The 16,374-nt window shown below is 32.8% G+C and carries 18 protein-coding genes; 12 read left to right on the top strand and 6 right to left on the bottom strand.

Translation table 11 applies throughout. The features are described 5' to 3' along the window. The 5 genes from LDL23_RS06990 to LDL23_RS06970 form a co-directional block, all read left to right on the top strand. Nucleotides 1-2,515: DNA methyltransferase (locus LDL23_RS06990; protein WP_291265062.1), on the top strand; the 2,515-nt coding region annotated here is incomplete at its 5' end. Nucleotides 2,516-2,875: 360 nt separating this feature from the next. Further along, a complete protein-coding gene (locus LDL23_RS06985) occupies nt 2,876-3,208 on the top strand; it encodes a hypothetical protein (protein ID WP_291265061.1) in 333 nt (110 codons plus the stop codon). Between the two features lie 124 nt (nt 3,209-3,332). Further along, a complete protein-coding gene (locus LDL23_RS06980; RefSeq protein WP_291265060.1) occupies nt 3,333-3,746 on the top strand; it encodes a hypothetical protein in 414 nt (137 codons plus the stop codon). 150 nt (nt 3,747-3,896) lie between these two features. After that, on the top strand, nt 3,897-4,520 hold the full coding sequence (locus LDL23_RS06975) for a recombinase family protein (RefSeq protein WP_291265059.1): 624 nt from the start codon (nt 3,897-3,899) through the stop codon (nt 4,518-4,520). A 35-nt stretch (nt 4,521-4,555) separates the two neighbouring features. Further along, on the top strand, nt 4,556-5,455 hold the full coding sequence (locus LDL23_RS06970) for a hypothetical protein (RefSeq protein WP_291265058.1): 900 nt from the start codon (nt 4,556-4,558) through the stop codon (nt 5,453-5,455). 170 nt (nt 5,456-5,625) lie between these two features. Here LDL23_RS06970 and LDL23_RS06965 read toward each other — a convergent pair whose 3' ends face one another. Next, a complete protein-coding gene (locus LDL23_RS06965) occupies nt 5,626-5,781 on the bottom strand; it encodes a hypothetical protein (RefSeq protein WP_291265057.1) in 156 nt (51 codons plus the stop codon). A 338-nt stretch (nt 5,782-6,119) separates the two neighbouring features. Here LDL23_RS06965 and LDL23_RS06960 point away from each other — a divergent pair, with 338 nt between their 5' ends. From LDL23_RS06960 to LDL23_RS06940, 5 genes are all read left to right on the top strand, one after another. After that, nucleotides 6,120-7,259 carry an Mrp/NBP35 family ATP-binding protein gene (locus LDL23_RS06960; protein WP_291265056.1) on the top strand — a complete coding sequence of 380 codons (1,140 nt, stop codon included), beginning with the start codon at nt 6,120-6,122 and terminating at the stop codon, nt 7,257-7,259. A 77-nt stretch (nt 7,260-7,336) separates the two neighbouring features. Next, nucleotides 7,337-7,576, top strand: a complete 240-nt coding sequence (locus LDL23_RS06955; RefSeq protein ID WP_026724438.1) for a NifU family protein — start codon at nt 7,337-7,339, stop codon at nt 7,574-7,576. A gap of 76 nt (nt 7,577-7,652) precedes the next feature. Continuing rightward, nucleotides 7,653-8,711: an NAD(P)/FAD-dependent oxidoreductase gene (locus LDL23_RS06950; RefSeq protein ID WP_291265055.1), complete on the top strand. Its 1,059-nt coding sequence runs from the start codon at nt 7,653-7,655 to the stop codon at nt 8,709-8,711. A 1-nt stretch (nt 8,712) separates the two neighbouring features. Next, nucleotides 8,713-9,288, top strand: coding sequence for a hypothetical protein (locus LDL23_RS06945; RefSeq protein WP_291265054.1), 576 nt, complete (start codon nt 8,713-8,715; stop codon nt 9,286-9,288). A gap of 1 nt (nt 9,289) precedes the next feature. Then, the gene (locus LDL23_RS06940) at nt 9,290-9,622 is read left to right on the top strand and encodes a 2Fe-2S iron-sulfur cluster-binding protein (protein WP_111566234.1); all 333 of its coding nucleotides are present in this window, start codon (nt 9,290-9,292) and stop codon (nt 9,620-9,622) included. Nucleotides 9,623-9,653: 31 nt separating this feature from the next. Here LDL23_RS06940 and LDL23_RS06935 read toward each other — a convergent pair whose 3' ends face one another. From LDL23_RS06935 to LDL23_RS06915, 5 genes are all read right to left on the bottom strand, one after another. Further along, on the bottom strand, nt 9,654-10,436 hold the full coding sequence (locus tag LDL23_RS06935; protein WP_291265053.1) for a DUF3050 domain-containing protein: 783 nt from the start codon (nt 10,434-10,436) through the stop codon (nt 9,654-9,656). Nucleotides 10,437-10,559: 123 nt separating this feature from the next. After that, complete coding sequence (locus LDL23_RS06930) at nt 10,560-11,738, bottom strand: acyl-CoA dehydrogenase family protein (RefSeq protein ID WP_291265052.1); 1,179 nt, start codon at nt 11,736-11,738, stop codon at nt 10,560-10,562. 145 nt (nt 11,739-11,883) lie between these two features. Then, on the bottom strand, nt 11,884-12,543 hold the full coding sequence (locus LDL23_RS06925) for a methyltransferase (RefSeq protein ID WP_291265051.1): 660 nt from the start codon (nt 12,541-12,543) through the stop codon (nt 11,884-11,886). A gap of 53 nt (nt 12,544-12,596) precedes the next feature. Then, complete coding sequence (gene rimM / locus LDL23_RS06920) at nt 12,597-13,124, bottom strand: ribosome maturation factor RimM (RefSeq protein ID WP_291265050.1); 528 nt, start codon at nt 13,122-13,124, stop codon at nt 12,597-12,599. A gap of 15 nt (nt 13,125-13,139) precedes the next feature. Further along, nucleotides 13,140-13,694, bottom strand: coding sequence for a 30S ribosomal protein S16 (locus LDL23_RS06915; protein WP_291265049.1), 555 nt, complete (start codon nt 13,692-13,694; stop codon nt 13,140-13,142). A 172-nt stretch (nt 13,695-13,866) separates the two neighbouring features. Here LDL23_RS06915 and LDL23_RS06910 point away from each other — a divergent pair, with 172 nt between their 5' ends. Beyond that, the gene (locus LDL23_RS06910) at nt 13,867-14,562 is read left to right on the top strand and encodes a DUF6252 family protein (protein WP_291265048.1); all 696 of its coding nucleotides are present in this window, start codon (nt 13,867-13,869) and stop codon (nt 14,560-14,562) included. Nucleotides 14,563-14,719: 157 nt separating this feature from the next. Further along, on the top strand, nt 14,720-16,374 hold a 1,655-nt coding region (locus LDL23_RS06905), incomplete at its 3' end, for a PHP domain-containing protein (protein ID WP_291265047.1).

Below are 16,374 nucleotides of genomic sequence, written 5' to 3'. Positions count from 1 at the left end.
ATTTGGACTGGAATTGGGTGGTCAGTTTGCACCGAAATCGATGGTCAATTTAGACTGGAAAGTGGTGGTCAATTTGACCGTTTTTTCCATTCTTATCTCCGATTTTGAGGTTTTTAGACTTTACGATTTAGAAGACGACAACCTCATCGAGTTTAAACTGAACGATTTAATTAATAATGTTCAGCATTTCGGCTATTTAATTGGGTATCAAAAAAAGGTTTACAAAGAGCAGGATCCAGCCAATATAAAAGCGGCTGAACTAATGGGGAAACTGCATGACCGATTAGAAGAAATCGGTTATACAGGACACTCGTTAGAAGTCTATTTGGTTCGTCTTTTATTTTGTTTGTTTGCCGAAGACACAACGATTTTTACAATACAACAATTTCAAGATTATATTGAGTTTAGAACCAATGAAGACGGAAGCGACCTTGCTCCGAAACTTCAAGAACTATTCCAAGTATTAAACACTCCAAACGACAAACGATTTAAAAATCTTGATGAGCAACTAAACGAGTTTCCTTATGTAAACGGAAAATTATTTGAGGAAATTTTACCAATGGCGAGTTTTGATAGCAAGATGCGCCAAGCGTTAATAGATTGTTGTCGTATTAATTGGAGTAAAATTTCTCCCGCAATATTCGGGTCGATGTTTCAAAGTGTAATGAACCCAAAAGAAAGAAGAAATCTTGGAGCGCATTATACAAGTGAAACCAATATTCTAAAATTAATTAAGCCTTTGTTTCTTGACGACCTTTGGAAAGAGTTTGAAAATGTAAAGGGAAATAAAAATAAACTTCACGAATTCCATAAAAAAATAAGCGAACTCAAATTTCTTGACCCTGCTTGTGGTTGCGGAAATTTCCTTGTTATTACTTATCGTGAATTACGCTTATTAGAAATCGAAATTTTAAGAGCAACCTATAAATCCGGACAAGGGGTTTTAGACATTGGCGATATTATTTGGTTAAACGTCGATATGATGTGCGGGATTGAATATGAAGAATTCCCCGCTCGTATTGCCGAGGTGGCGATGTGGTTAATTGACCATCAAATGAATATGCTAATTAGTAATGAGTTCGGACAATATTATGCCCGATTACCATTAAAGAAATCGGCTAAAATAGTTCATGGCGATGCTTTGGAAGTCGATTGGGAAGAAGTTATTTCAAAAGATAAACTTTCTTTTATCATTGGAAATCCGCCGTTCATTGGCTCAAAAATTATGAGCCAAACTCAACGAAATCAAATTGTAAAAGAGTTTGATAATATTCAAGGAAGTGGCGTTTTAGATTATGTATCAGGTTGGTATATAAAGAGCGCAAAATACATTCAAGGAACAAAAATAAAAGTGGCTTTTGTTTCTACTAACTCAATCGTTCAAGGTGAACAAACGAGTATTTTGTGGGGGCAAATGGTAAACAAATACAATATTAAAATTCACTTTGCGCATCGCACTTTTAAGTGGAGCAATGAAGCCAAAGGTAATGCCGCCGTGTATTGTGTTATTGTTGGATTTGCTAATTATGACACTACCAATAAAAGCATTTTTGAATATGATGACATCAAAGGCGAAGCACACGAAATTAAAGCAAAGAATATAAATCCGTATTTAGTTGATGCAAAAGATATTCTAATAGAAAAGAATACAAATCCTATTTGTTCAGTTCCGAAAATGAGTTTTGGAAATATGCCATTAGATGGTGGAAACTTACTACTAACTGACGAAGAAAAAAACAACTTTTTAGTTAAAGAACCAAAAGCAGAAAAGTATATTTTACCTCTTATATCAGCATACGAATTTTTAAATGGTCATAAGCGTTGGTGTTTGTGGCTTGTAAATGCCGAACCAAGTGAATTAAAACAAATGCCAGAAGTATTAAAGCGAGTTGATTTGGTTAAACAATTCCGTTTAAATAGTGTTGCTCCATCTACTCAAAAATTTGCGTTAACACCAACTTTATTTCGTGATAGAAATCAACCTGAAACATATATTTTAATACCAAGCACAACATCCGAAAACCGTAAATATATTCCATTAGGTTTTTTTGGAAAAAACGAGATTGCTAACAATAGTTGCCATACAATACCAAACGGAACCTTATATCATTTTGGGATTTTAATGTCAACAATGCACATGGCTTGGGTTAAAAATATTTGTGGTAGATTAAAAAGTGATTTTAGATATTCCAAAGATATTGTTTACAACAATTATTCATGGCCCGAAAACCCAAGCGATAAGCAAATAAAAGCGGTAGAAGAAAAAGCGCAAAAGGTTTTAGATGTAAGAGCCGAGTTTCCTAATAGTTCATTAGCCGACTTGTATGACCCTTTAACTATGCCTCCTGCGTTAGCGAAAGCGCATAATGAATTAGACAAAGCAGTTGACCTGGCTTATAGAAGTCAAGCGTTTACAAGTGAAGCAAATAGAATGGTGTTTTTATTTGAATTGTATGAAAAATATACCTCTACTCTATTTACAAAAGAGAAACCTAAAAAGACAAAAAAAGAATAATATTGAATTTTCAAAAGATACAAAATCGACCTCATCAAATGAATTTTTTGATGAGGTTTTTTTATCAAAAAAAAATATTTTTTAAGAATTGAGCGTTTATAAGACCTTTCATTTGTTAACATAATTTTAACATTTCAAACAATCCGCAAACTTCCTGACTTGATTAATTTCCAAATTTTTTGATATGTTTTTTTATACTTTTTTCGATATACATTTGTAAAAGAAATCAAAAACATACTCGCAACGATTTTCTGTTAAGAGTTATACAACAGGCATTTATAATTGAATTTTAAAAAATTCGCTATTAAGCGAGGTGGGATTTCTATGTCTAAAAATATTAACAACTAAAAAATAAAAATTATGAAAAAAGTAAAATTATTAAAAACGAGAGATGGTGTAAGTGAAGTAGTGGACATGGATTTTGAATTGTATTTAACATTAAAAAAGTTAGATGGATTGGCGACTGCATTTTTTGTGTTGTTTAGCGATAATAAACTAACACCAGACCTTGGATGTTATTTTGATGAAGAGAGTAATAGATGTCATAAATTATTAAATGATAGCGGAATGTGTAAACACGACAAAAGAGCCTCTTATGAATTAATTATGACTAATTCCGATGATGTAATCAATAGATTTGAAAATGCATTAGAAATATTGAACAATCCGATTGACAATGATTTACCATTATAATAAAATATTAACCACCAATAATAATAGAATTATGAAAACAATAAATATAATGAAGGGTATTTTGACGAAGTTAACTTTTAAGGACTTCGAGAGATTAGGCATAATAACAATGCTTATTGTGAATATGATAGCAATTAATTGTGCGCTTAAATCAAACAATTATAGTAATGATTTAGTAGGTGTTTGTATGAATAAATATTCGGGAATTGCAACAGCATTGAGAAACTATAACAATGGGGTTAAAGTTGAAAACACGAATGATTTGATGTATAAATATTTTGACATTACAAATGAAGAGTTGTTTTATATACGAAATGAAAATGTTAGTCCAGAAGTTTCCTATGATTGGATGTCAGGTATGATTAAGCAATTAAAAAAGTTTAAAAAAGAAAAGGACTTTGAAGAGATTTTAGCTGAATATCCAAGAATTGCCAAAACTTTTGATATTGACTTCGACAAGATAGACGGAAAGAATATAAGTAGTGATGTTATTGAAAAATGCGTTGATAACTTACAAGAATACAACTTGAATAAATAGAACCTCATCAAAATAACGATGAGGTTTTTTTTGAAGCCAATTTAACTGAAAATTGTATCATTTATAAAATGTATCATTTTAATCTATAAAGGTGAGGTTATTTGATACACTATCCGTATCTTTATAATATAAAATATTAAAACGATACAAATGAAAGTAGTTATATACGCCAGAGTTTCGACGAATAGTCAAGATTATAAAAGACAAACAGAAGAATTAAAAGAATTCTCAAATAGAATGAATTATGAGGTTGTGAGCGTTTTCGAGGAAAAAATCTCCGGAGCAAAAACAAATGAAGAAAGACCTCAACTTATGAAAATGATAAACTTTATCAAATCAAACAAAATTGATAAAGTGCTATGCTGGGAGTTAAGTAGATTGGGAAGAAATACAATCGAAGTTTTAAAAACAATTCAGTTGTTAAACGAAAATTGTATTTCTCTTTATATCAAAAACCATAATATTGAAACATTGAATGATAAATGCGAAATAAACGCAATGTCGCAGTTTTTAATTCAAATTCTTACATCGGTGAGCGAAATGGAAAAAAATCAAATTAGACAAAGAATAAAATCAGGCTATGAGAGTTTTAGAAAGAATGGCGGAAAGGTGGGAAGAAAAGAAGGCTTCAAAAAAGACGAAGAAACTTTACTAAACGAACATAAAGACATCGTTAAATTATTGAAACAAGGTTATTCAGTAAGAAAAACAATGAAGCTTACAGATAAGAGTAGCGGGACGGTGCAAAAAATTAAGAAGATGATAGAGGTATAATTTATAAATCATTTCCTTATTTAATACTATATTTGATGACTAAAAAAAATATTTTGGATACAGAGTTTAAAATTAAATTTGACGGAGAACAACATCAAATAGATGCTAATGTTTTAATTAACAATTTACTACATACAAGTTCTATTATTCAGGAGGTTAATAATGAATTAAACACGGGTAAGAAAATCGACATTAAAATTAAGGCACTTCAAAAAGGAAGTTTTCTTGTTCATATCGATTTAGTTGAAACGGCATTTGATAATTTGAAAAACTTACTTACTTCCGAAAATGTCCAAGTGGCAAGTGCCGTAATTGGTGGTTTCGTTGGATTAATAGAGTTGAAGAAATTTTTAAAGGGAGGTGAAGTTAAATCACAAACCAATGAAAGAAATAAGGTTAAAATTGAAAATGAAAAAGGGCAAGTAATTTATATTGAAAATTTTGTAGCCAATATTTATGAAAATAATGCAATTGTCAAAGATGCACTTTCACAAAGTTTTGAAACATTGGAAAATGATAATTCAATAACTGCATATGAGATAACAGATAAAAACGAAAAGCCTCTTGTTAGAGTTAATAAAGATGAGTTTGAATACATGTCTGTTAAATCTGAAAAAATACTTGAAGGAGAAAAAAACATTGTAATTGCAGCTACTTTAAATATTATTAGAATTTCTTTTGATGATAAATTAAAATCCGACTTTTATTTTAAAGGAAATAAAATATCAGTTAAGATAAGCGATCCTAATTTTCAAAAAAGAATTGATAACGGGGAGGCATTTGCAAAGGGAGATATTTTAGAGGTTGAACTTGAAATAAAGCAAAAATTTGAAAAATCTGTAAATACCTATATTAATAAATCATACAAGATTAACCGCATTATCAATCATATTTTAAGAAATGAGCAATCTAAAATTGATTTTGATAACGATTAGTCAGGTTAAGTAAATAGTAAAAAAAACAAAAAGACTTATATCTCTATAAGTCTTTTTTAGTCGTCTATATTTGGTCCAAACGGACATTCACAATCTTTTTCGTATTCTCCGCAATTATTACAAGTTTTGAAAAAAAATGAAACTTTGTTTAATATTTTCTTTAACATATTTTACTTTTTAAATACTTTAAATATTTCTTTAACTACACTTCCTAATATTTCTCCCAATCCATCGAAAAGTCCTTCTTTGTCAGCATACACTTTTCTTTTTTTTCCATCAAAATCTTTTTCCCAAAAAAATGGTCTATTATCCTTCTTACTACTCATAAATTATTTCATTATTAAAATATCTTTCGCTAATGTATAAAAAATATTTGAAGCCATTAATATGTTATTATTTTTATTAGTTAATCAAATGTTATCAATTAGTTATTTAGAATTATTATAGTTAAATTTGCCAAAAATATAGTCAATTATTAACAATAAATAATTGCAAAGGTAATTCGTAAAATTGTTCAACTTTTTGTTCAACAATTTTAATAAAAACTCGCTAAGTCTTGTTTTTATTAGTTTTTTTATTTTTAGTTATCTTTGCAATCTAAAATCAGTCTGAATAAAAACGTAAGTTATTCTGTTTTAAACTGATTTATTTAAAACTCAAAAAAATGAAATTAGATAGAAAAGAAATTTTAGCTGCATTAGAAACTATTTCGGTTGCAGGTGAAGGTAAAAACATGGTGGAAAGTGGAGCAGTTCAAAATGTAATTACTTTTGGCGATGAGGTTGTGGTAGATTTACTATTATCAACACCAGCTTTACATATTAAAAAACGTGCAGAAGTTGATATCATAAAAGTAATTCACGAAAAAGTTTACGAAAAAGCCAAAGTAAAAGTAAACATCAAAGTTGAAGCGCCAGAAAAACCAGAAAATCCAAATTTAATTCGTGGAAAACAAATTCCTGGAATTTCAAATATTATTGCTGTTGCTTCAGGAAAAGGTGGTGTAGGAAAATCTACAATTACAGCAAATCTTGCGGTAACTTTAGCTAAAATGGGATTCAAAGTTGGTGTTTTAGATGCTGATATTTATGGACCATCAATGCCAATCATGTTTGATGTCGAAAACTCAAAACCTATTTCAGTTGAGGTGGATGGAAAATCAAAAATGCAACCGGTTGCAAGTTACGGAGTTGAGATTTTGTCTATCGGATTTTTCACAAAACCTGACCAAGCGGTTATTTGGAGAGGTCCAATGGCAGCTAAAGCTCTAAATCAAATGATTTTTGATGCTAACTGGGGTGAATTAGATTTCATGCTAATCGATTTACCACCGGGAACAGGCGATATTCACTTATCAATTATGCAATCGTTGCCAATTACAGGAGCTGTTGTAGTAAGTACACCTCAAGCAGTTGCTTTAGCCGATGCTAAAAAAGGAGTTTCAATGTTCATGTCAGAATCGATTAATGTTCCTGTTTTAGGAATTATCGAAAATATGGCATATTTCACACCAGAAGAACTTCCTGAAAATAAATATTATATCTTTGGTAAAGAAGGTGCTAAAAACTTAGCAGAAGATTTACAAGTGCCTTTATTAGGTGAAGTGCCATTAGTACAAAGTATTCGTGAGGCTGGAGATTACGGTCGCCCAGCAGCATTGCAAACGGCTTCGGTTTTAGAGGGTGTTTTCGAAAATATTACAAGAAATGTAGTGCAAGAAACGGTAAATCGCAACGAAACATTACCGCCAACAGAAGCTATCAAAATAACAACAATGGCAGGTTGTTCTGCTGTAAAAAAATAGTATTCAGTTTACAGTCTCAGTTTACCGTTTAAGCTGTTTACTGCGACTGAAAACTGCGACTGAAAACTAAAAAAAATATGACTACATTAGAAATAAAAGAGAATGTTGAAAAAGCGTTAGACGAAATTCGTCCGTTTTTGAATTCGGATGGTGGCAACATCTCATTAGTAGAAATTATTGAAGACAAACATGTTAAAGTTCGTTTAGAAGGTGCATGTACCAATTGTAGTTTAAGTATCAGCACTATGAAAGCTGGTGTAGAAACTACAATCAAAAAATACGTACCTCAAATTGAAACCGTAGAAAATATTGCTTAGTAAAGCAATAGTATGACATAAATCATATTTCTACATTGTACTAGTTTGTTACTTTGCTACTTTCAAAATTAAAAAAATGATTCAAACAGATATTCTTATTATCGGTGCTGGTCCTACGGGACTTTTTGCCGTTTTCGAAGCGGGACTTTTACAACTTAAATGTCATATCATTGATGCTTTGCCACAACCTGGCGGGCAATTAGCAGAATTGTATCCTAAAAAACCAATTTTCGATATTCCGGGTTATCCTTCAGTTTTAGCGGGAGACTTGGTAACGAATTTAATGGAACAAATCAAACAGTTTCAACCGGGATTTACCTTGGGAGAAACCGCTGAAACTATTGAAAAATTAGAAGACGGAACTTTTATAGTAACCACTAACGAAGGTACAAAACACCAAGCAAAAGCAATTGCTATTGCAGGTGGTTTAGGAACTTTCGAACCAAGAAAGCCTATTTTAAAAGATATTGAATTCTACGAAAAAGAAGATCGTGGAGTAGATTACTTCGTAAAAGATCCAGAAAAATATCGTGGAAAAAACATCGTAATCGCAGGTGGAGGTGACTCTGCTTTAGATTGGAGCATTTTTTTATCGAATGTAGCAAATTCCGTGACTTTAGTTCACAGAAGAAACGAATTTCGTGGTGCTTTAGATTCGGTTGAAAAAGTACAAGAATTGAAGAATGCTGGAAAAATTAAATTAGTTACTCCTGCAGAAGTTGTTGGGTTTAACGGTAGCGAAAGAATTACAGCTGTTGACATTGAAGTTAACGGTGCCAGAATGAAAGCAGAATGCGATTATTTTATTCCACTTTTCGGACTAACGCCAAAATTAGGACCAATTGCCAACTGGGGATTGGAAATCGAAAAGAACGCTATCAAAGTAAATAACGCTTTAGATTATCAAACCAACATCGACGGAATTTATGCGATTGGCGACGTAAACATATATCCAGGAAAATTAAAGTTGATTTTATGTGGATTCCACGAAGCAACTTTAATGTGTCAAAGTGTGTACAACCGAATCAATCCAGGAAAGCGTTATGTATTAAAATATACCACCGTTTCAGGAGTTGATGGTTTTGATGGAACTAGAAAAGAGGCGGAAAAAGCTGTTGTGAAATCAATTGATTAATATGAAGAATTTAATTACAATTCTTTTCTTTTTTATGAGTATTTGTTCTTTTGCTCAATTTCCTATTTTATCAGATTCTTTGATAAAACCAGGAGTTTATAAAAGTTTTGAAGAGTTTAGGGATAATAATCCATCTCAGAAATTGGCTGGAGAAATTAAATCTCACAATGTAAAATACAATACTAATTTTTCTTTTGAATATTTGAAAGTGTATTTTCAAGATGTTGAAAAAGAAGAAGTGAAAAGTATTGGAAAGGTATTTGGTTTTTCTGATGGTAAAAATATATATATCGTTGATGGTTATAAGTCAAAGATTAATGATTATGCTTTTTATAAATTAGAATTCGTTAATAAATTGTGTTATTTTTATTCTACTGAGTCTGCTCAAGTTATGGATATTTATATGGTGACACGAGTTGAGAAAGTGCTTGATCTTCAAACTGCTGAAGTTAAGAAACTGACAAATGCAGTTGTTAAAAATATAATTTCTGATAATAAAGAATTGTTAGAAAAGTTTAAAAATCAAAGCAAGAAGCACTTATATTATAAAGAATATATCATAAATTATTTGAAATAGCATGCCACAAGACGTAACTATTTTTATAACCGACAGAAATGGAGTTAAACACGAAGTGTTAGCACCAACCGATATGAACATGAACATCATGGAGTTAATTCGTTCTTATGAATTAGCCGAAGAAGGAACTGTTGGTGTTTGTGGCGGAATGGCCATGTGCGCTTCTTGTCAGTGTTATGTTTTAAACGATGTGGTTTCTTTAGAACGCAACCCAGATGAAGAAGCAATGCTTTGGGAAGCCTATCACGTAAAGGATAATTCGAGATTAGGCTGCCAAATTCCAATCACAGAAGATTTAGAAGGTTTGGAAATCGAAATAGCACCAGAACAATAAAAAAAGCGAGAAGTAATTCTCGCTTTTGCTTTTATACTAATTCATGTTTATGTTCCACTTGCTCTTCAATGGCATTCCAAAGTCCGATTCTTTTTTCTAAAGCTAAAACCGAAACTTCTTGTACTTCATTCCATTTCTGATCTGAATCGCTACAAAGTTCTGCAATCATTTGCATTGCCATTGGTCCGTGCTCATCAGCGTCTAATTCAATATGTCTTTCGAAATAATAAATTAGTTTTGATAAATTGGTTTCTGGGAAGTTTTGCTGAAAGTTTTTCAAGATTTCGGTAAACATATTCGGAATCAAATCTTCTCTTCCAAAAGTAAATGCAGCCGCAATTTCATGAGGTTTTCCTTGTTCAATCACACGGAAAGTAAAATCCAAAAACGCTTTCACATTCGGATGTAAATCACTTTGTTTAATCGATACAAAAATGTTTTTGGTTTCTTCCACATTCTTCAAAAATGAATTGATTTGAGTTGTCGAAGCGCCACATTGCGTCATCGCATCCAAATACATTTCAAAATGACTTTGTCGCGTGCCATCCAATGTTAAATCAGTTTCTTCGGCTACAACAATTTCATTAATTAAATAACGAATTTCTGGATTTCCAATTGGTAACCAAGGTGTTGTGGTGCAAGTTAATTTATTTTGTAAGGCTTTTAATAACGACATAAAATCCCAAACCGCATAAATGTGGTTTTCTAAGAAACAATGTAAATCGTCAATCGTTTTTACTTTATTGTATAACGAATGGTTTAACAATTGTTCTTTCTGATTTTGAATCGATTGGTTTATGGTTTGAATATTCATAAGGCAATTTTTAATTTATATACGAAATTCTAACTTCATTTGGTTTTGAATCCGTACACTACAAATGTAAAAATGCTTCCCTAAAAAGAGAAGCATTTTGTATCAATTTTATCTATTGTTTAATTATTTGAATGCCGGGAAACCTGTAACATCCATACCTGTAATTAACAAGTGAATGTCATGAGTTCCTTCGTAAGTCACTACAGATTCTAAATTCATCATGTGTCTCATGATTGAATATTCACCTGTAATTCCCATTCCACCTAACATTTGACGTGCATCGCGAGCAATAGTTAACGCCATGTCAACATTGTTTCTTTTCGCCATCGAAATTTGAGCTGTAGTCGCTTTTCCTTCGTTTCTTAAAACACCCAATCTCCAAGTTAACAATTGTGCTTTCGTGATTTCAGTAATCATTTCAGCTAATTTCTTTTGTTGTAATTGCGTAGCTCCAATTGGTTTGTCAAACTGAATTCTTTCTTTTGAATATCTCAAAGCAGTATCATAACAATCCATTGCTGCTCCAATCGCTCCCCAAGCAATTCCATAACGTGCCGAATCTAAACAGCCTAGTGGTGCTCCTAATCCAGATTTGTTTGGTAATAAGTTTTCTTTAGGAACTTTTACGTTGTCAAAAATAAGCTCTCCTGTTGCAGAAGCTCTTAACGACCATTTATTGTGTGTTTCAGGAGTTGAAAAACCTTCCATTCCTCTTTCCACGATTAATCCGTGAATTCTTCCTTCTTCATTTTTAGCCCAAACTACTGCAATGTCAGCAAAAGGTGCATTCGAAATCCACATTTTAGCACCATTTAAAAGATAATGATCGCCCATATCTTTAAAATTAGTTACCATTCCACCTGGATTTGAACCGTAATCTGGCTCAGTTAAACCAAAACAACCAATGAATTCTCCAGTGGCTAATTTTGGTAAATATTTCATTCTTTGTTCTTCGTTTCCATATTTCCAAATTGGATACATCACCAAAGAAGACTGAACAGATGAAGTCGAACGTACACCCGAATCTCCTCTTTCAATTTCTTGCATGATTAATCCGTACGAAATTTGGTCTAATCCAGCACCACCATATTCTACTGGAATATATGGGCCAAATCCACCAATTTCTCCTAAACCTTTTACGATTTGTTTTGGAAATTCTGCTCTTTGTGCGTATTCTTCAATAATTGGAGAAACTTCTTTTTTTACCCAAGCACGTGCAGCATCACGCACCATTTTATGTTCGTCAGATAATAATTCGTCTAATAAATAATAATCTGGAGATTGAAATAAGTCTGGTCTCATAGTTTTTGATTTGAAAGTCACAAAAGTAAGTAAAGATTTTTAACAAATCAACGAACAAGTGTTATAATTTTATAAGAAGCTTTTTCCAGCTGTCCGCTATATTCCCGATAGCTATCGGGAGATGCCGCTACCATCTGGGCTAGGGCTACATCTTCAAATAGAACTCTTTCGTCAATTCGATGTATTCAGGAGTATAATTATGTCTAGAAATTTCAATGACTAACTCATCAATTAACGGAGTTTGTTCCATTCTGCAAAAAGCCAATAAACTTCTTTTAATTTCTGATGTTGGAGTACCTTTTACACGAGTAATTTTTAGTGGAAATAAATCCAATTCTTTACACATGGCAACAAAACGTTCTTCTTCTTTATAAGGAATAATCACAGAGAAAATTCCGTTATCCGAAAGTAATAAAGCAGCTGCTTCAATCAATTCTTCAAAAGGCAAAGCATCTTCAAAACGTGCTAAATCTCTCGAAGAGTTATCTGATTTATAATCATCCGTATAAAAAGGTGGATTAGAAATAATTAAATCATACTCATCTTCAGGTTCGTCTACAAATTCATCCAAACCTGCATGAAAACAAAATAATTTATCACCCCAAGGCGAAGCTTCAAAATTTCCAACACATTGTTCGTAAGCGTCTTCGTCAATTTCAATGGCATCAATTTGTTCGGCGTTGCTTCTTTGGGCTAACATTAAAGATAAAATCCCAGTTCCAGCACCAATGTCTAAAACATTATAAGGATTGTTGATTAACGGAGTCCAAGCGCCAAGCAAAACACCATCCGTGCCAATTTTCATAGCACAACGATCTTGATTAACGTGAAATTGTTTGAAGTTAAAAGTCATCGGAATTATCCAAGATATAAATCAACCAAACCTTCAGGAGTTTCTAATGTAATGGTTTTGTTTACTCTGTCAAGTGCAATGATGAAATCATCAATAAACGGAATTAAAATTTCAGTTCCGTTTTTATCGATTTCAAAAAGGGGTTGAGCACCACTGTCATTAATAGCGGCAATTTTTCCAATATTTCCTAAACGGGTATCAATTACATCAAATCCAATTACTTCGTGGTAATAAAACTGAGTGCCTTCTAATTTAGGTAACATAGAAAGGGGAAGATAAATTTCGCTTCCCATGATTTCGTCTGCTTCTTCTTCGGTTTGAATGTCTTCAAATCGGATGCGTAAGAATTTTTCTTTGTGAAGCGAACTACTTTCAATAAAAAATGGAACCAGACTTTTGTTGATTTCAACAAAAACTGATTCCAAATTTTGATACAATTCGGGTTCGTCGGTGTCTAAATACGCCAATACTTCCCCTTTGAAACTAAATTTTTTCGCGATTTTACCTAAATAGAAACAATCTTCTTTACGCATGGAATCGCTATAAAATTATGCTTGAGTTTCTTCGTTGTTTTCTTCAACAGCTGGAGCTTCTTCAGCAGCAGCCTCAACTACTTCTTCAGCAACTTCTTCTGTAGCTTCAGCAGCTTTTGCAGCCTCAGCTTGAGCAGCAATACGTTTAGCGTTTGCTTCTTGTTCTGCTTTAAATGCTTTTGCTTTTGCATCAGCCTCTGCTTTAGATAAACCAGATTTTTTTGCATCAACTTTACCAGCTTTTTCTTCTAACCAAGTAGCTAATTTAGCATCAGCTTGTTCTTGAGTTAAAGCACCTTTACGAACTCCTCCATCTAAGTGGTGTTTTAATAAAGCACCAGTGTAAGATAAAATTGCTCTTGCAGTGTCAGTTGGCTGAGCACCATTGTGTAACCATTGTGCAGCTTTTTCGATGTTTAAATCGATAGTTGCAGGGTTAGTGTTTGGATTGTAAGTTCCGATTTTTTCTAAGAATTTACCATCTCTTTTTGATCTTGCATCTGCTGCAACAACCCAATAAAAAGGTTTCCCTTTTTTTCCGTGTCTTTGTAATCTAATTTTTACTGACATAATCTTGTGATTAATTTGAGGTTCTCGACCTCGGTTATTTAAGGGTGCAAATATATAAAACTTTGCAATACAAATGTGTAAGTTGTTTGAAAATATTTTTTCTGATAAAATGTGTTTGTTTCAATAAAAAAGTTATTTTTGTTACCTACTTATAATATATAGGATAAATAAAATGAAAAAATTACTTTCTTTAATAGCTGCTACGGTTTTATTTGCTTCTTGTCAAGAAGATATTCAGACTAATACTCCTGCTTTTCAGGCTAATTTTAATAATAATGCGTGGAGAGCAAATTATTCTGTTGCTTCAGTTGACGCAGGTGGGGCGTTGACGATTACGGCTTTTACAGAATATGAAACTGTAATGTTGAAAACAAGTACTGCTACTGTAGGGACATACATTTTAGGAACTGCTAATACAAATGACTTTGCATCTTATGATTTAGACAGCCCTGAATTATCAAAATCGTATGATTCTAGAGTTTATTCTGGTCCTGCATACAAGTTGTCAGCTATTCAAAATGCGGGTAGTGGCTATACAAATAATGCTGCTGGAGCTCAAACTACTGGTGGTTCTGGTTCTGGTATTAGAGTTGCAACAACAACTACTAATGGAGCGGTTACTTCTATTACTTTAGTTTCAAGAGGTAATGGATATAGAGCTGGTGATTTAATTACTATTGTAGGAGGTAATAATAATGCTAAATTCAAAGTAGTTAATGTGCAACAAAGTAACGGAGAAATTACGATTACTGAAGTTTTAGACGGAAAATTTACTGGGAAATTTAAATTCAATGTTGTGGATGAACTTGGAGATGTTGTTACTTTCTCAGAAGGTTGGTTTTATAAAGTACCTTTAGCGACATTTTAATAATAACAGCTAATTAAAATAAAAAAACCATCTGGAGCAATTCAGATGGTTTTTTGTTTTGTTGATAACTTAAATTGGCATTCATTAACTTAAAATGTATTTTTGTTTTTATTCAAAATCAGCTTTTGTAATTTTCTTTAGCTTAATTATCAGATAGATGTACTTAATTTTCGATACAGAAACCACAGGATTACCGCGCAGTTGGTCGGCACCCATTACCGATACCGATAACTGGCCTCGTTGTATACAAATTGCTTGGCAGTTACATGACGAAATGGGGAATTTAATCGAGCACCAAGATTATTTGGTTAAGCCTGAAGGTTTCAATATTCCTTATGATGCGGAACGAATTCATGGTATTTCTACTGAATTGGCAATGGAGCAAGGAATTCTACTATCTGAAGTTTTAGAGAAATTCAATATTGCACTTTCAAAAGCAAAATTCATCGTTGGTCAAAATGTAGGGTTTGATGTTAATATTATGGGATGTGAATTCCATCGAATGAACATTGGTTCTGATATGACTAAAATGCCGGTTTTGGATACCTGTACCGAAATCACCGCCAACTTATTAAAATTACCTGGTGGTCGTGGTGGAAGATTCAAATTACCAACATTAACCGAATTACATCAATATCTTTTCAATCAACCATTCGCAGAAGCACATAATGCCACTGCCGATGTGGAAGCAACAACACGTTGTTTTCTTGAGTTGATTAAAAGAGAAGTTTTCACCAAAGAAGAGTTAGATGTAACGCCAGAATATTTCAGAAGTTTCCGAGAAAAAAATCTAGGCGAAATCCAGTTAATCGGATTAAAACATATCAATCTGAAACAAGCCTCTGACGAAATCAGAGCGCGTTTGAAAAAAATCGAACAAGAGGAAGTTCAAACCACAATTTCAGAAGAAGTAAAATCGGATTTAAAAGACGCTGCTTTTGCACATTTGCACAATCATACGCAGTTTTCGGTGTTACAATCTACCATTGCGATTAATGATTTAGTGAAAGCTTCGGCAAAATTCAAAATGCCAGCGGTTGCCATGACCGATACTGGAAACATGATGGGTGCGTTTCATTTTGTAAGCGCCGTTTTAAATCATAACAAAGCTGCTGAAACTAAAAATAAGGAATTAGTCGAAAACGGAGAAGAACCAACAGAAACCGTAATCAAACCTATTGTAGGGTGCGAATTCAATATCTGTGACGATCATAAAGACAAGACCAAAAAAGACAACGGTTATCAAGTAGTTTTGTTGGCCAAAAATAAAAAAGGTTATCACAACTTAGCCAAAATGTCTTCGATTGCTTACACCGATGGTTTCTATTATGTTCCGCGTATTGATAGAAAAATCGTAGAACACTACAAAGAAGATATCATCGTGCTTTCTGGAAATTTATACGGAGAAATTCCAAGTAAAATTCTAAATGTTGGAGAAAGTCAAGCAGAAGAAGCTTTGATTTGGTGGAAAGACCAATTCGGTTCCGATTTCTACTTGGAATTAATACGTCACAAACAAGAAGACGAAAATCGCGTTAACCAAACCTTAATAGCTTTCGCGAAAAAGCACAATGTGAAGTTAATTGCGACTAATAATACGTATTACGTTAATAAAGAAGATGCCAATGCGCATGATATTTTATTGTGTGTAAAAGATGGTGAAAAACAAGCGACACCAATTGGTCGTGGACGTGGTTATCGTTATGGATTACCAAATCAAGAATATTATTTCAAATCGGGTGACGAAATGAAGCAGCTTTTTGCGGATTTACCCGAAGCGATTATCAATATTCAAGAAATTATCGATAAAAC

This window comes from Flavobacterium sp., assembly GCF_020217025.1.
In the GTDB taxonomy this organism is placed as follows: Bacteria; Bacteroidota; Bacteroidia; order Flavobacteriales; family Flavobacteriaceae; genus Flavobacterium.
This window is presented reverse-complemented; position numbering and strand designations above follow the sequence as displayed.